Annotated in this window: 15 protein-coding genes; 5 read left to right on the forward strand and 10 right to left on the reverse strand. The window is 42.6% G+C overall.

Annotated elements, in window-relative coordinates; all coding sequences use genetic code 11:
• Positions 1-18 precede the first annotated feature (18 nt).
• The 9 genes from PCRYO_RS09090 to PCRYO_RS09125 form a co-directional block, all read right to left on the reverse strand.
• Positions 19-2,463 (reverse strand): copper-transporting P-type ATPase, encoded by a 2,445-nt coding sequence (locus PCRYO_RS09090; protein ID WP_011514098.1) that lies wholly within the window; start codon positions 2,461-2,463, stop codon positions 19-21.
• Positions 2,464-2,811: 348 nt separating this feature from the next.
• Positions 2,812-2,970 (reverse strand): hypothetical protein, encoded by a 159-nt coding sequence (locus PCRYO_RS13195; protein WP_156772648.1) that lies wholly within the window; start codon positions 2,968-2,970, stop codon positions 2,812-2,814.
• Between the two features lie 152 nt (positions 2,971-3,122).
• A complete protein-coding gene (locus PCRYO_RS09095; protein WP_011514099.1) occupies positions 3,123-3,872 on the reverse strand; it encodes an MBL fold metallo-hydrolase in 750 nt (249 codons plus the stop codon).
• A gap of 461 nt (positions 3,873-4,333) precedes the next feature.
• Positions 4,334-4,978 (reverse strand): c-type cytochrome, encoded by a 645-nt coding sequence (locus tag PCRYO_RS09100; RefSeq protein WP_011514100.1) that lies wholly within the window; start codon positions 4,976-4,978, stop codon positions 4,334-4,336.
• Between the two features lie 49 nt (positions 4,979-5,027).
• Positions 5,028-6,641 (reverse strand): flavin monoamine oxidase family protein, encoded by a 1,614-nt coding sequence (locus PCRYO_RS09105; protein WP_011514101.1) that lies wholly within the window; start codon positions 6,639-6,641, stop codon positions 5,028-5,030.
• 89 nt (positions 6,642-6,730) lie between these two features.
• A complete protein-coding gene (locus tag PCRYO_RS09110) occupies positions 6,731-8,086 on the reverse strand; it encodes a cytochrome c (protein ID WP_011514102.1) in 1,356 nt (451 codons plus the stop codon).
• An 89-nt stretch (positions 8,087-8,175) separates the two neighbouring features.
• Complete coding sequence (locus PCRYO_RS09115) at positions 8,176-8,790, reverse strand: YceI family protein (protein WP_011514103.1); 615 nt, start codon at positions 8,788-8,790, stop codon at positions 8,176-8,178.
• A gap of 249 nt (positions 8,791-9,039) precedes the next feature.
• The gene (gene benE, locus PCRYO_RS09120) at positions 9,040-10,236 is read right to left on the reverse strand and encodes a benzoate/H(+) symporter BenE (protein WP_011514104.1); all 1,197 of its coding nucleotides are present in this window, start codon (positions 10,234-10,236) and stop codon (positions 9,040-9,042) included.
• Between the two features lie 178 nt (positions 10,237-10,414).
• Positions 10,415-11,395 carry a YhdH/YhfP family quinone oxidoreductase gene (locus tag PCRYO_RS09125; protein ID WP_011514105.1) on the reverse strand — a complete coding sequence of 327 codons (981 nt, stop codon included), beginning with the start codon at positions 11,393-11,395 and terminating at the stop codon, positions 10,415-10,417.
• A gap of 263 nt (positions 11,396-11,658) precedes the next feature.
• On the opposite strand from PCRYO_RS09125, the gene PCRYO_RS09130 reads away from it, so the two are divergent.
• The 5 genes from PCRYO_RS09130 (at position 11,659) to PCRYO_RS13245 (ending at position 16,603) form a co-directional block, all read left to right on the forward strand.
• Complete coding sequence (locus PCRYO_RS09130; RefSeq protein WP_041753568.1) at positions 11,659-12,429, forward strand: IclR family transcriptional regulator; 771 nt, start codon at positions 11,659-11,661, stop codon at positions 12,427-12,429.
• Between the two features lie 305 nt (positions 12,430-12,734).
• Positions 12,735-14,087, forward strand: coding sequence for an 8-oxoguanine deaminase (locus PCRYO_RS09135; RefSeq protein WP_011514107.1), 1,353 nt, complete (start codon positions 12,735-12,737; stop codon positions 14,085-14,087).
• Positions 14,088-14,646: 559 nt separating this feature from the next.
• Positions 14,647-15,714: a DUF475 domain-containing protein gene (locus PCRYO_RS09140; protein ID WP_011513117.1), complete on the forward strand. Its 1,068-nt coding sequence runs from the start codon at positions 14,647-14,649 to the stop codon at positions 15,712-15,714.
• A 186-nt stretch (positions 15,715-15,900) separates the two neighbouring features.
• Positions 15,901-16,425 carry a TIGR00645 family protein gene (locus tag PCRYO_RS09145; RefSeq protein WP_011514108.1) on the forward strand — a complete coding sequence of 175 codons (525 nt, stop codon included), beginning with the start codon at positions 15,901-15,903 and terminating at the stop codon, positions 16,423-16,425.
• A 34-nt stretch (positions 16,426-16,459) separates the two neighbouring features.
• Entirely contained in the window at positions 16,460-16,603 is a 144-nt protein-coding gene (locus PCRYO_RS13245) for a hypothetical protein (RefSeq protein WP_011514109.1), read from the forward strand.
• A gap of 183 nt (positions 16,604-16,786) precedes the next feature.
• Here the strand turns inward: PCRYO_RS13245 and PCRYO_RS09150 are convergent, their stop codons facing one another.
• Positions 16,787-17,134 (reverse strand): hypothetical protein, encoded by a 348-nt coding sequence (locus tag PCRYO_RS09150; protein WP_105575672.1) that lies wholly within the window; start codon positions 17,132-17,134, stop codon positions 16,787-16,789.
• Between the last annotated feature and the right edge of the window lie 294 nt (positions 17,135-17,428).

The following is a 17,428-nucleotide window of genomic DNA, read 5'->3' on the forward strand; positions in this document are numbered from 1 at the left end:
CTCTTCACCGTACCAAAATTACAGCTTCAAACGGCGCAACCGCAGCGCGTTACCAATAACAGATACTGACGAGAGACTCATAGCCGCCGCCGCTATCATTGGACTGAGTAAAATCCCGAAGAACGGATACAGCACACCTGCCGCAATTGGTACACCAAGGGCGTTGTATATAAATGCAAAGAACAGGTTTTGTCTGATATTGCGCATCGTAGAATGGCTCAGTTTATGGGCTCTTACAATCCCCATCAGGTCACCCTTCACTAGCGTAATGCCAGCACTCTCCATGGCCACATCTGTTCCTGTGCCCATAGCGATGCCGACATCTGCTTGGGCAAGAGCGGGAGCATCGTTAATACCGTCACCCGCCATAGCCACAACCTTGCCACTACTTTGCAACTCTTTGATGATACGGTTTTTGTCTTCTGGAGAGACGTCAGCATGTACCTCATCAATCTTTAACTTACTAGCAACCGCTCTAGCCGTTATCTCATTATCACCTGTCAGCATGACTACCCGCAGTCCAGCTTTGTGTAATAGCGATATTGCCTCACTGGTACTCGGCTTGATCGGATCAGCGACCGATATGAGACCAGCAGCTTGCCCATCTACTGCGACAAACATAACAGTTTCACCGTCCTTCCTGCGTTTGTCGGCGCGTTCTAAAAGCGTACTATCAAAACTATTGAGGCGTTGCATGAATTTTGAGTTGCCTACGGCGACTTGCTTGCCATTGACCAGCGCCTGCGCGCCTTCACCGGTAGTTGAACTAAAATCGCTTGCCTTAACCATATCGAGAGATTTTGCCTTTGCTGCATTGACAATAGCTTCTGCCAGAGGATGTTCGCTGGCAGTCTCTACCGCTGCGACAAGTATAAGCATCTCATCCTCGTCTAAGCCGCCAAGCGCTTCGATAGCGGTAAGCTCTGGTTTGCCTGCTGTCAGCGTTCCGGTTTTATCGACAACGATGGTGTCGACTTTTTCCATACTTTCTAACGCTTCAGCATTCTTGATAAGCACGCCATTTTGTGCTCCTTTACCAGTACCCACCATAATCGACATCGGTGTGGCGAGCCCTAACGCACAAGGGCAGGCAATGATTAATACAGCGATAGCATTGACCAGCGCAAAAGCCATTGCAGGCGTAGGCCCAAATATCGCCCAGACAATAAAGGTAATGACAGAGCAAATAAGTACGATGGGCACGAACCATCCAGCTACCTTATCAACCAGTTTCTGTATTGGCGCGCGACTGCGCTGGGCTTCAGCAACCATCTTGACGATCTTGGACAATACGGTATCATCACCAACGTTAACTGCTTTGATCAGTAGTGTCCCAGTACCGTTGACTGTGCCGCCGGTGACCGTATCCCCTTGTGCCTTTAACACTGGGATGGGTTCACCAGTCACCATCGATTCATCAATGCTACTACTACCATCAAGTACCGTGCCGTCTACAGGAAGCTTTTCTCCTGGCTTGACTCGCAATCTGTCGCCGCTGATCACTTCGTCAAGTGATACTTCGGTCTCGACATCGTTCTCATCCACACGTCTTGCCGTTGGTGGTGCCAGCTCTAGTAACGCACGGATTGCTCCTGAGGTCTGACTTCTGGCTTTGAGCTCTAACACTTGACCCAATAGCACTAAGGTCACAATGACCGCTGCCGCTTCGTAGTACACCCCTACTTGGCCAGTGGCGTCCCTGAAGCTGTCTGGAAAAACATCCGGAAGGAAGGTTGCTACCAGACTGAAACCAAAGGCTGCACCTACACCAACTGCAATCAAAGTGAACATGTTCAGGTTTCGGCTTTTTATTGATTGCCAGCCACGGACGAAGAATGGTGCGCCTCCCCATAACACCACTGGTGTTGCAAGCGCTAGCTGAATCCACTGAGCGATCTGTCCAGAGATATCACCTTGTCCAAGGTTGTCTAAGCTTAGACCTACCATGTCACTCATAGCATACAGAAATAGCGGTATGGTAAGCACCGTACAAATCCAGAAACGGCGTGTCATATCGTCGAGCTCTGAGGTGTCCTCCTCACCAATAGTAGCCATCTCTGGTTCAAGCGTCATGCCGCATATCGGACAGCCGCTATTCTTCACATCTCTGACTTCTGAATGCATCGGACAAATATAGACTGTACCGCTATAATCAGCTGGCACTTTGTCGTATTTGCCGCCTTTGACAGATTTTACCTTAGTACGGTCAGTATCTTTGCCATGACAATGTGAATGACTGTCTTCATCTGTAACCTCGTCTTCAGGTTTGAGGAACATACCACATATTGGGCAGTCGCTTTTTTCAACATCTCTCACTTCGGGATGCATCGGACAGGTATAAACGGCGCCATTATAATCAGCTGGCACTTGGTTATACTCTTTGAAGGTAGTATGGGCTTGGTTAGTATTGTTTGACTCTAAACCACTATGGCCATTCTTTTTATCGCTATTATTAGGATTCATCAGATAACTCCTTCACTTATATTGAGTAAAGATTGCGCTCTAATTCAATGGTTAAGAGATGCCCGTTATCATGATTACTATTTGATAAAATCTTAATTTTGATGTTAGAGACGGATGCTAGAGGAAAGGTAATATGTACCAATAGCACTTAAAATTGGGCTACTGTTAGGCTACTGAATAAAGGCGTATAGCGAAGGTCTCAGTCATCCAATAATATATTTGCACCTAATCTTAAAGAGCAATAACTCTCTATTGGATAGTTTTATCTAAAATATAGATTCAGACTCTACGAGATTGCTACTCAAACGCCATTTCCCGACGACTACACGCATCTCTTTATTACAAGCTTTAATCTGGTTTACGCAGATATTTCAGAATTGCTATTAATATCAACACAAGTATAGCAAAAAGAAGTAGCGCAAATAGTAGGCAGAGAATCATCCAGCCCCAGCCCATCCCTTGCATCATCGTTCCCTGCATCATTTCTCCATTCATTATGCCGTTCATAATAGTATTTCTCCGTAGATTATAGTATTGGCATTAATAGTAGTGTGCGCGCTAAGCATGGGAATATCAAATGCTCATTAATTACATCTCTTCAAGATCAGAGCCGATAAATTAACCATCGTTAAACGTCGACTCTTTTAAAATCAGTAACGTTATCCTTGAGGGCTCTGCATCATCTGGCGACAGTAAGTGGCTAAATTTTCTGGTAAATCCTCTGGGCAGACGCCACACTGCTGGTTGCCAGGGACAGCATAATCAATGAATTTCGGATATGATAGATTTAGGTTGCTCATGATGACCTTGAATTCTTCGAGTGTTATGTCCCCGCCAAGCCGTGGATTGCGCTTTTTTTCCTGCGCGATTGAAGAAACAAAGCGCTCCTTGTAGTCGTGCGCAGGATAGACCAGCGTGTCGTCTGGTAAAGAAAAAAGTTTCTGCCGCACAGATTTATACAGCGCATCGGCATCGCCATTCTGGAAGTCGGTCCGGCCACATCCATCGATAAGTAAAGCATCGCCAGTGAATACCCGCTCATTAAAGAGATACGCAAAATGACCATCGGTGTGTCCCGGCGTATGCAATGGGTGCAGGGTAATACCAGCAACCTGCAAAGGTGTTCCTTCTTCCAGCCCGACATCCACACATGGTAGACGGTCAAAGGCAGGCGCTGCGATCTTGCTACCGACGGCACGCTTCATCTCTAGTGCTGCAGTAATGTGATCTGCGTGGATATGCGTGTCAACTGTGTAGACCAAATCCAGTCCCAATCTATGGATTTCAGCCAAGTCACGATCCATAGTCGCTATGACCGGATCAATCAGGATAGCTTGACCTGTATCCTCATCCCCTAACAGATAGGTATAAGTGCTCGAAAGGGGTTCGTACAATTGACGAAATATCATGATTATTCCTTGTCTAAGGTAAGGGGTGATGCCCAACACACTGGTTATTGCACCTATTTTTTATATATTATGTTCTAATATAGTGTATTCATAAAGCATTACTCTGTATGGTTTTTATGTGACATTAGCAGACCAAAGCTGTTGGACTCGTGGGTCTTCGATATTTGCTCTTGAGCTGGTCAATACGGCAAGCGAGTGATGCGGTATCATCAATGAATTGCTGTATCAAATAACCATAGTGTTAAGATTGGTTTTTAGGTTATTACACGCCCTTTCATAATCTTCTCTCTTTATATAACCTTCCGTAATACTAAACATCATATCTTCAGTCTCAAATATAATTCTTTTAGCTTCGTCTAGAAATAATGACCATGACATCGACAGCACGGTTCATTATCATTGAGCTGACTGATTAAACTCTCCCAAGTTAGTGGCTAAAGATTTGATATCATAAAATAAAATTATTCACTCGGATCAGAACCCGGTGGAAATTCATGACGGAGCTGAGCAACGTTGGCAGCAGTGACTGTATCGGTAAATTTATTAAGGTCACTATGCACATATTGAGTGACCGCTGCTATTTGTTCATCATTCATCATACTTTGAAAGGATGGCATACCGCGTAAGCCATTCATCACAACACTAATGATATAGTACTTTGATTGCATCTTACTGTTATCAGCAAGCGGAGGATAGTAACCTGCCCCCTTTGCGCCCTTACCATCTTGCATATGACAGCCAGCGCAGGAATCATCATACAGCTTTTTACCATTGGTAGTAATAAACCCCTTTTTACCTTCAGAGCTACCTTCGAACTTTGCTAACCACTTTTGCAAGCTAGCATCTTCTACCATTTTCGGTAGTGAGCTGACATCGACGATATTGGCTGTTGGCGATCTAAGCGCTTCTCTAGTCATATACACTGCACCCCATGCACCATTATTGCGACTGGCTTGATTATCAAAGACCATTTGCGTGGTTTGTTGCTGGCTGGCGAAAGTGACAGCGTTGGCTTTAGTGGATTGGCTACAGCCTGATAGCGCGACTGTGCTTCCGATACCTAATATCATTACCACAGCAAGCAGGTTTGGTTTGATCATGTCCATGATTACCTCTGAATTTATTATGATTAATTTACTGTAATAATCACTTCTACTAACCAAGTTTTTTTGCCTTTTGATGTAGTCGCTGAGCGGCATCCATGCCAGATAAAATTGCCCCTTCTTGCCATGCTGGGATATGCGAGCAGTGCTCACCTGCTAGTATGATACGGTGGTCAATCGCGCATAGCGTATCGTAGTACTGATCACGGCTTGACTCGCTCCAAATGCCATAGCAACCGAGCGACCATGGAATACGGTGCCAAGCGACGGATGTTCCAGAGCGGAACTCTTTGGTGTATTGCGGATGAATATACTTACCATACTGTAGTGCCACATCAATACGCTCTTTTGGATTCAGCGTATTAAATCGATAAGAGGCTTCTCCAAATCCATACGCGCCGAGTAGCACCCCTGAACCTGTGGTAAACATATCGTGTGAAGGATAGGATATCTGTGAGATGGGCATATCGGTATAGGTGATACCGCCGTAAATCCATTCGTCTTCTTCCCAAAATCGGCGTTTGAATTCCAAACCTACTTTATAAGAGGTGTCATAATGTACCGCTGCCATCGCTTGCTTCATCGGCGCTGAGACGTTAATGTCAATTTGGGTCAATACTGATAGTGGAATGTTGCAGATACACCAGTCAGCACGCACGGTTTTAGTTTCGCCATCTAGATTGTTACTAATGCTATTACTATCGACATAATCGACAGTGACGCCAGTCTCATCTTGATGAATCTTAGTGACCTTAGCATTAAACGTAATCATGTCTCGACATTCGCGAGTGAATGCATCACCGATTTTTCCCATACCACCGACAGGCTGAAACATCGCTGGTTGATGGTCATATGTCGTATAGTTGCTATAAATATCTGACCACATCCCTGAATTTAAGAGCTTGTCCATCGGTATCGGTGTTGAGGGTTTGGCATCAGGCATGAGCCCGCCACCTGGATAAACACTGTACCCACGATGCTTGCTGGTTTCATGGCTCTTGACATAGCGATAATTGTTATCAAGGACGCCCCAACCTTTTAATCCTTCTAATAACTTCTCTTTATCCTCTTTATTAACTGTCTTATCAAGGCTACCAGTATTGACTGCTTTGGATAATAGCTCTGAGACATAGCCACGTATGTCACTTTGTACTTCACCCAATCGCTGCGGTGCACCATTAAAATGAGTGGTACGGTGCAAATAGGCGCGGTCATTGGTTTGGATAAAAGGCTGCAGTGCCACACCGAATTTTTTACAATAATGGAATACCGCATAATGATGAACGGGCAATCGCCATGGTCCACCATTAAAGTAATTGCCTTTTTTAAAGTCACAAGTCACCTCGCCGCCACCAAGCTCGGTATATTTATCACCTGCGTTTAGTGTCCAACTGCGACCACCACCGCGATTTTGAAACTCAAGAACAGTGACTTTATAGCCGGCTTTACGTAGCTCATAAGCAGCGGTGAGTCCGCCCAATCCTGCGCCAAGGATCACAATGCTAGCGCCAGCAGGCGCACCCTTCAAATTCATCTCTTGTTTAAAGCTAGATTCAGAAGCAAATCCTAACGTAGTCATCGCCTGATACATTGCTGTCGCCCCTGCGGTCTTACCGATCATTGATAGCAGTTGCCGGCGTGTGGGCGATTGAAGCACATCATTCATTTTATTATCCTTATTATTGAACCGTCATCCATATCATCAGGTTGCATTAGGTATTTTTATAGCTGTATCGATAATGGGATTAATAGCACTTACTTTAAGATGCGTTTGACGTCAGCAGCACTGACATCACTACTTTGTAGACCACCGAAAGTTACCCGCACGTAATTGGTAATACTGGCAATCTGCGCATGACTTAACTCTTTAGAGAAGCCTGGCATTTTGGGTGCGGTGTTTAGTGCGCCTTTCGCGCCATAAGCAATGACATTGATGAGCGCATCTGGCTTAATGCGACGAATACTACTCAGTCCTACGATAGAGGCGTAACGAGCATCAGGCTGCGCGTAACCATCTACTCCGTGACAGCTAGCACAAGCAGCAAGATATAGCGCTTTTGGTGAGTTATTAGTATTAGAACCAGCATTAGTAGTGGATTTTTCCTGCGCCAGATAGTCTTTTTGCTCAATTAAATCATAGGTAATAGAGCGACTAACCGGACTGGGTAGCCGTGACGTGTCCACGGGTATCACGTAATCGTCTGTCTTAATGATAGGGACGACTTTTAGATAAGCCGCCATTGCAATTAAGTCGCTATCGCTTAGATAGCGGGTACTATGGTCGACCGCTTCAGCCATAGGTCCACCGGCATAAGCGCGTTTATCGAGCATGCCAGTACGTAGATAAGTGACGATATCATTCTCGCTCCAACGCCCGATACCACTGTCATTATCTGGGGTAATGTTAGGTGCATACCATTTACCAAGCGGCGCACCAGATAAATATTTTTTCTTATCAAGACCTTGCGTAAGGTTGCGTGGGGTATGACAAGTGCCGCAATGCTCTAAATTATTAACGAGGTATTCACCGCGTTGCTGGGTTTGGGTGAGCCCTGCACGATTTTCTGTAGAAGGCACGTTAATCACATTCCAAGCCAACATTAATGTTCGGATATTTAACGGGAATGGTAGCTTAGTGGTATTTTCAGGTGGCTCCTCTACTGGAGGTACGGTTTGAAAGTAAGCAAATAGTGCACTGATATCCATATCAGCCATACCATGATAAGACGGATATGGCATCGCAGGATAAAGCTGCTGCGTAGGCGCACGACCTTTTTTCAAGGCATTTTTGAAATCAGTCTCAGTATAGTTGCCGATACCATAACGTGTGGAGGGCGTGATATTGGTCGAGTAAATATTACCAATAGGGGTTTCAATCGCGACGCCGCCGCTATAGTCCTCGCGATGACACGCCATGCAATCAGCAGTACGGGCAATGTAGGCACCGCGATTAACCAAATCACTATTGGCAGGACTGACATTGGGTAAGCTGATAGCGGGACTGATATTGAATAGGCTCGTCGTATTAGATAAGCCTGCACTATCAGCCATGACAGCGCTGGAAGCCATACTAAGTGCAAGTGCTGATAACAGCATATAACTTGGTTTCATACTATCCTCACTAGGCTGGCAAAAACTCATTTTTAATTATTTTAGCCATGAATTTATTACACGTTTATTATTTATCGACGCTAAAAAGATTATTGTTTAGCTGCTTCAACTTTTATATTTAAAGTCAGATTTTTAGTCATACCGAACAAGACATATTTTTTGATATTCCACTGAGTACGGTCAATAGTGGCGGTAAAATTGCCTCCGCAGATATTCTTCTTAGCTAGAGCGGTCAGATAGCAACTAAATTTGGTCGCCAATAAGCTAATAGGATGGGTCTGACCGTTTAAGGTTAGCTTGCCATCCACTTGTGTGACCTTTGGGTTTTCTTCGTCAGAGGTGAAATGCCATTTGGTAGATTCAAAATGAGCCAATGGAAACTGTTCCATATTAAAAAAATCAGAGCCCATCAGTTTGAGAGTGAAGCTTTTATTGCCTGTGTTTAAGGATTTTATGGGGATAATGAGAGAGATGTCGCCAGTTTTTGCGCTCGGATCATACTGGAGTATTCCCGTCACATTATAGAAGCCGCCAGTGGTGGCAGAGGTTTTGAGGTGGTCAATAGCGAAACGTACGTTAGAGGTGTCAGGCTCAATTTTATAGGTGGCGGCAAAGCTACTAACCGTACAACCTACCAGCAATAATAACGTCCCTAATGGCTTGTAGTAATGCAATAGTACTTTGTCAAATACAAGCTGGCTCATGACAACATTCCTTTGTTGTGTGATCTTACTTATGACACGATTTCTAAGCGTTTACTAGCATTGTTTTATTTGGAGGAGTTTTTAAGATTAGTGCTGTGTTTGTTATTGAACTGTCTTACTATATTGATCGAAAACTATCAGAATATGATAACCAAGCGGCTAAATGAATTGTAGCAAAGGGTTGGACTCATAATTCCCAACCATAATCACTAAGAATACCTTTCAATCAATCACCTTTTTACCAACCAGTTATACCACAACCGGCTTGCTGCTTTTTTTAGTCAATATATAGTGAGCAATCATACCGATACAGATGCCCCAAAACACTGAACTTAATCCCAAAAACTGCATGCCAGATGCCGTGGCTAAAAAAGTAATCAGTGCCGATTCTCTTTGACTATCATCTTTCATGGCAACAGTAATATTGGCTGAGATAGCACCTATTAGCGCCAGACCAGCTAGAGCGGCGATCAGCTCTTGAGGTAATAAGCTAAATACCAGCACAATGCTACTAGCAAACAATCCCCCCAATAAGTAAAAAATACCATTAGCGACACCGGCGATATAACGCTTTTCTTTGAGCTCGTGCGCATCTTTTCCCGTACATAAGGCGGCGGTAATTGCTGCTAACGTAATAGTGATACCTCCTACGCAAGCAACCGCTAGTGAGGCAATGCTAGTGGCCATGACAATAGGTTTCGCCGGCGTGTCATAACCACTTAAATTCAAGATAGCCATGCCAGGTAAAAACTGTCCGCTTAAGCTCACGAGAATAAGAGGGACTGCAAGGTTAAACGTTGAATGCCAGGACCATTCTGGCCAGATGAGGACGGGCATGGTCATCGTGAAATTGATATCGACAGGGTTCATCTTGCCAAGTAGCAAACTTAAGGTGACGCCACATAATAATACCCAAATCATTGTATAGCGCGGTGACAAGCGTTTGGCCAATAAATAACATCCCAACATACTAAAAATGATAAATGGCATGGTGTCAGTGGCGACAAATAACCCTAAGCCAAATTGAAATAGGATACCTGCCATCATACCGGCGGCGATACTGTTAGGAATCCACTGTAAAACCTTATCAAAATAGCCAGTCGCACCGACCATAAAAATGACAATGGCTGAGATAATGTAAGCCGCAACGGCCTCATTAATACTCATCTGTGGAAATAATGTCACGAGCAGCACGGTTCCTGGAGCAGACCAAGCAGTCACTATCGGCGCTTTATATTTGATAGAAAGATAAATACCAGGTATCGCAGTGCCTATCGATATACCCCAAATCCAAGACGCCATCATGGCCTCTGACACTTGTGCTGCTTGTGCCGCTTGAAAGAAAATAACCAGTGGCCCGGCATAAGCAATGAGTACCGCTAAAAAGCCAGCAACAGACGCTGAAAGTGACCAGTCTTGTTTTAAATCTTGTATTACAGTTACCATCTTACATTCCTAAAAACTCTATGATTTTATCAATTGATCACCTTTACAATAAATATGACCTTTTATACGAGTCATTACTATTCGATAAAACTTTATCTATAGAAACTAAGAAACTCTTAATTTTTTAAAATTAAGAGTTTCTTACTACATATCATATCGACAAGAAAATAGATGTCCTTTATATTTTTACCACATACCTGCCCACTGATTTTCCCTCTAACATCGATGCGTAGGTGTCTTTGATATCTTCTAGGCCAATCTCGTTAGTGATACTATCTAAAGTAGCTATTTTAAACTCACCAGCCAGTTTGTCCCATGCCGCTTGTTTCTTCTCAAGTTTACATTCAACCGAGTCGATACCTATGAGTCTGACGCCCCTTAAAATAAATGGGAATACATTGGTATTGAGTTCATGTGACGCTGTTAACCCACAACAAGTAGCAACCCCATCGTATTTTATATATTTTAGGGCATTGGCTAGAATATCACCGCCAACCGTATCGACAACCCCTGCATATCTTTCAGCCATAATGGGTTTTTTAGCATCCTCATTGAAAGTATCTCTAAGGATGACTTCTGACGCGCCAATTTGTTTGAGATAATCAATTTGTTCCTCTTTTCCTGATACGGCAACGACAGTAAAGCCAATTTTATTTAGGATAGAAACCGCTAAAGAACCCACGCCACCAGTAGCACCAGTGACTAAAACCTCACCATCTTCTGGCTTGACACCGTTATCTAATAATTCATTAACACTCAAAGCTGCCGTTAATCCTGCAGTACCGAAAGTCATGATTTCTTTATCAGTTATTGTGTCAGGAATAAGAGCAACCCATGACGCTGGCACTTTGACAAACTCTGCATGACCGCCATCAGTATTCATCCCTAAGTCATAGCCAGTCACCAATACTTTTTCTCCGACTGCAAAGGCATCAGATGTCGTTTGGTGTACCACTCCGGCTACATCGATACCGGTGATATGCGGGAACTTTCTAGTCACACCCGGATTGCCGACAGAGCTTAAAGCATCCTTATAATTTAATGATGAATAAGTTGTCTTTATGACCACTTCATCTTTATCACATTCTGGTACAGGAACTTCTTGTATTGCGCAAGAAAACGCTCTGTCCGCTACTTTCTCTACTACAAAGGCTTTCATATTCATTCCTTATATATTCTTAGGACTACAAAACCTCAATATTTGTAACGAGAGGATTGTTCGCCTTTAATCACTTAAATTAGAAGTTAGCATTTCACCAATATATTTTTTATGCCACATTAATTTTCATATATCGATAGATAAATTATCGTTATGTAAAATAACATAATTGATTTATCATAACAAGATGTAAACGCTCAAGCCTTCTCGTTATAATGGACGTAGCTATGCGGCGTTGTGTCGCTAAGGATATGAATCAAACCATGAATAATGCGAAAAAAAAAGGCTCAAGCGTTGAGCGTGTGTTGCAGATAGTTGAAATGTTAGCCAAGTCTCAAAGACCTATGAGCGTCAGCGACTTAGCAGAAGCGTTAGACATACCGATACCAAGTATGTATCGATTGCTAGAACAATTACAGAATCTCGGATTCGTCCAATTAGATCTGCCTGGAAAAGTAACATGCGGAAAACGAACTTATCAGCTAGCCATAGATTTATGGCAAAACAATCATTTCAAAACTGAAAGGCTGGCAATCTTGCAACGGCTTTCGGCAAAAATAGGCGAAACGGTAGGTATTGCGATTATGCAAGATTTAGATGTGGTTTACGTCGATCGCGTATTGTCTGATTGGCCCCTGCAAATATACTTACCTGCGGGTTCTCATATTCCAGTTTGGGCAAGTGCCAGTGGTAAATTGCTTCTAGCACAACTACCTACAGATAAGTGCGAACGTATTATTGATAAAATGTCGATACATGCCTTGACCACCAATACACAGATCGATAAAAATCAGCTACTGCAGACAATCGCTAAAACGCGTGATACTCAGATAGGGATAGATAACGAAGAGTTTATTCCAGGCATGGTCGCCTGTGCGGTACTCATTCCAAATGGTGAGCAGCAAGCATTTGCCACCGTATTTACTCATGGTCCCACTGTCAAAAAGTCTTTAGAAACGTTATTAAGCCATGTACCTCTTTTACAGGAAGCTGCAAATGAGCTGTCTGTTGTTTTTAATCAAGACTCTCTATAGTCATTTGTCCAATTAGGTCACTAGCAAAACACCATAGCCGTTTTTTTCTTCTTGATTAACAGGGTATAGATCATAAGTAATATAGTTCAAGCAGAACACAAGTTACTTAATAATTGACAACACGGTTGTTTTTTGCCAAGATATTTATGAACAATGATTTGGAGGCGATCATTAAATAGCCGTGATTTTAAATCAACTACTATTCATACCTTTCCGGTTTGTGTGTTAGTAGCTCCTACATCCGGGTTTAAGCGATTAAGATTTTTCTTAATCTTTCCTAAACCTGATGACTAATAGGAGTCACTATGCAGGTTAAATCTCAAAGAACTTGGATCAAAAACCCCCTCGACTGTTTAGACCCCGCTTATGCTGGCGGTATCGTTATTCAAAATGATCTTATTGTCGAATTAATAAGGGCTGGTGAACAACCCTTACAAGCGGTTGATGAGGTAGTTGATGCCCATGAACACGTTCTTGTACCCGGCTTAATCAATAGCCACCATCACTTTTATCAGACATTGACCCGTGCTTTTCCTGCCGCGTTAAACAAAAATCTCTTCCCTTGGCTGCAAAGTCTTTATCCCGTTTGGGCCAGACTAACCCCTGAAATGATAGCAACATCTACCCAAATCGCGCTTTGCGAATTACTACTCTCTGGTTGTACTACCGCCAGTGATCATCATTATTTATTTCCTGATGGCTTAGAGCATGCTATTGATATTCAAGTAGAGCAGGCAACCAAACTGGGTATCCGCGTGCACCTTACCCGTGGCTCAATGAGCTTAGGTGAAGATCAGGGCGGCCTGCCTCCTCGAACCACCATTCAAACCGATCACGAAATCCTAGATGATAGCCAGCGATTGATTAAAGCCTATCACCAATATGAAGATGGCGCGATGACCCGCATAGCACTAGCCCCCTGCTCCCCATTTTCTGTTAGTGAAGAACTGATGCGAGCAACAGCTGATTTAGCCCAAGATCTTGATGTTAGATTACATACCCATTTGGCCGAAACCCATGATGAAACAGACTTTTGTATAAAAATGTTTGGCGTGCGTCCTGTTGATTACCTTGAGCGCGTTGTTTGGTTAAATAATCGTACGTGGCTCGCGCACGGTATTCACTTTAATGATGAAGAAATAGCACGATTAGGTAAAGCGCATGTGGGTATTGCCCACTGCCCTTCGTCAAATATGATATTAGCATCAGGACAATGCCCTACTATTGCCCTGCAAAAGGCGGGTTGCCCTGTCGGTCTTGGTGTTGATGGCTCTGCATCAAATGACGGCTCGAACATGATTGGTGAAGTCCGCCAAGCGTTATTGTTACAACGTCTGCGTTATGGTGCTAAAGAAATAACCCACCAAAAGGCGTTTGAGTGGGCAACTAAAGGCTCAGCAGGGTGTTTAGGTCGTGATGATATTGGGGAGATAGCGATAGGAAAACAAGCTGATATCGCGCTATTTAAACTTGATGAAATACGCTTCGCGGGCGCAGGCTCTCCTGTTGCATCACTATTACTTTGTGGTGCAACCAAAGCCGATAAGGTAATGGTTGCCGGTAAATGGCGTGTATTAGAGGGTCAAATAGTCGGTGTCGATATGAATCAATTGATGGCGAAACAAATTACGCTAGCAGCGAATTTAGCCCGTGCTTAAAAATATGTGAATATAAACTAGATTGATGGAAATAATAGTGGCTCCCTAATTATGATTCAAACATTCTGGTATGCGGTATAGATAGTAATATTAGATTCACTAAAATACAGAGAATCTGATATTACTATAGTCAATCCACTATAAATCAAACAAAATGCTACTGGGATAAGTTTTGCGCCGCCTCTGTCTACGCAGGCACAGTAAGCAAGAAAAATTTATCCCAGTAGCGCGTTATAATATTTGTACTTATTTTATTTAGGACTGACTATAGAAGTATTTCAAGCCCTTGACTTAAGACAATCAAATTTTAGTGCTTTTCTAATGAAGTCATCTTTTATTGGCGTAATAATTTTAGATAACGTACAAGATATTTTTTGACGCCAAACCAGAGAATGTTATCTATAACAAACACGTTCACAATTTTATATAGAAGATTCTTTAAGAATACTTTATATTTTATTAAAAATCACACATGGAAAAGTGGCTAGCGATAGCCACTTTTTTTATGCTGCGTCTATAATAGACAACCTTAGCTTTACGCAACCAGACAGGATGTGTCATGAGACATTTTTATTTAGACTTCATCTTCACAGCTATCGCATTGATGGTAGCTGCATGGTGGGGATATTCACATGGCGGTATGGGCGGTTTGATAACCACCCTTTCTATTACTGCTATTTTGGCCGTCATGGAGATTTCATTATCCTTTGATAATGCGGTGGTCAACGCCTCAGTCCTTAAAGGCTGGGACGAGTTTTGGAAAAAGATATTTTTAACCGTTGGTATTTTAATTGCTGTATTCGGTATGCGCTTGGTATTCCCAATTGTCATCGTTGCGGTTACCGCAGACCTTGGCATGATGCAAGTGATAGATTTGGCATTGAACGATCCTAAAGAATACTCAGCAAGACTGATGGCGCATCATGCTGAAATCTCAGCCTTTGGTGGTATCTTCTTGTTACTCGTCTTCTTAAACTTTATCTTTGATGATAAAGAAGTGCATTGGTTTAACTGGCTTGAGAGCCGCTTAGCAAAGCTTGGCAAAGTCGATGCCATGAGCGTCTTCGTTGCGCTTATTGTCCTGATGTTCGCTGTATCTTGGGCCAGTGCGGAGCAAGCTTCTGCCGTACTGATTGCGGGTGTTTGGGGTATCTTGGTCTATCTTGGTGTCCAAGTTATCTCTGGTATGCTCGAGGGTGACCTTGAAGAAGACTTAGAAAATGAAGAAAAGGGTTCAGGTGCCGCAGCGACCAGCGCGATTATGAAGGGCGGTATTATCGGTTTCTTATACTTAGAAGTTCTTGATGCTTCATTCAGTTTCGATGGTGTGATTGGCGCCTTTGCAATCACCAATGACGTTATTGTAATTATGTTAGGTCTTGCGATTGGTGCGATGTTTGTGCGTTCGATGACTATTTTCTTGGTAGACAAAGGCACACTTGATGAGTTCATTTATCTAGAACATGGTGCGCATTATGCCATTGGTGCTTTGGCAATTATTATGCTGCTATCAGTGAAATTCCATGTACCAGAGATTATTACGGGTTTGATTGGTATTGCCTTTATTGGTTGGGCATTGCTTGCTTCACTTAAACATCGCAAGCAACAAGCGAAGGCGATTACTTAGTGTTGATTTTGTCTTACGTTTAAACGCTACGTTCAAATTAAGAAAAAGCGCTTTGGTAAAAAATCGTAGTCATGACAGGTTATATCAAGCGATTGGTATGACCTGTCTTCTGTCACGGATCACTTTCTATTGCCTAAGATAAGCATCTTATTTTATAACGCATATTCCCAAAAACAAGAGATATACATGATAAAGAAAGCTGAACAAACATTAGAGAAAACCATATTTAATAGTCGTTGGCTACTAGCCCCATTTTATTTGGGGCTAGTGATCGGTATTATTTTACTATTTATCAAGTTTTTCCAAGAACTATGGCACATGATTACCCATGTGTTTACTGCTTCTGAAGCCGATGTCATCGTCGGTACGTTGGCTCTTATTGACATGTCATTGGTCGCAAGCTTATTACTCATCATCATATTTAGTGGCTATGAGATCTTTGTCTCAAAAATTGATACAGGTGATCATGAAGATCGTCCTGAATGGATGGGAAAAATCGATTTCTCTGGTCTGAAACTTAAAGTAATCGGTGCCATCGTTGCCATTTCTGCCATTGATCTTCTCAAATCATTTATGGATATACCCAAAGAGATGAGCGATGCTGATGCTGATGTATTGATGTGGAAAGTGATTATCCATATGACGTTTGTATTATCTGGCTTGTTGTTTGCTTTGATGGATAAGATTGTCGGCGATACCAAAAAGCACTAAAAAATCTTTCAGTACAAAGTGTAGTGACTAATATATGGCACAGTTTTCAGAAAATCCACCCGTACAAGCAATGAGTCTTGCTGTACTGGGTATGCCTGTCGGTAGCCCCAGTATAGAGTATCAAGATAAGTTTGAACCGTATCAGATTATGCAGCGTAATAAGGATAGCATCACCTAAGCCTACGCAGATATCGACTCGGTTCAGCAGAAATTATAGTCGGGTAAATATTTTTCCTATTGTCTGAATCTAATCGCTATAAACCAAGAGTATCCATTCAATTAATTGGTGAATTGAATGGATACTGATCAGAGGTCTTACTCTTTTTATATATAGACTTCATAGCTGTGAATGCCATAATCTTCAACTGGTAATTTTACGAACCAATAAAGTAAGTTTGTCTTTACCATTATCAACTGTAGCTTCCTTATCATAGGCGACGGTCGTTTCATGTTCCGCAACATCATCACCAACTTTAAGAGCCGTAACGACTTTAGCAGTATGCTCATTATAGGGCTTTACTGTCAGGTTATACTGAAACTCAGTGTCAACAGCGATCGATGCCATCTCTTCAGCATTTACAAGCATCACAGGTGAAGCAATTAACTCACCATCTTTAAATACAGAGGTAGAAACTTTATAAGCATCAGCTGCAAAGCATGATCCTGACGCCAACACGGTAGCTACTAACAAACCTAATTTTACTTGCATCTTAATTTCCTTATTTATAATCAATGTATAGTCAATTCCAAATAAAACAGATACGTTATGTTCCAACGCAGTACTGGTATAAATTTTTCTGGCGTGCTGTGACTACGCTGACAGAGGCTGCGTAAAATTCATCCCAGTCCTACTGTATCGCTTTAATACTGAACTCACTATAACTATTCGACAATATTTATAGCCCACTAAAAGTCTGATATTTCATGCATTCTATAACGGAAGCGCTATATCTTGAAAGTGGGACATTACTTATGTAGCGCAGTCGCTGTCTCTTTTAGCTAA

Origin of the sequence: Psychrobacter cryohalolentis K5 (assembly GCF_000013905.1) — a bacterium.
Lineage (GTDB): Bacteria > Pseudomonadota > Gammaproteobacteria > Pseudomonadales > Moraxellaceae > Psychrobacter > Psychrobacter cryohalolentis.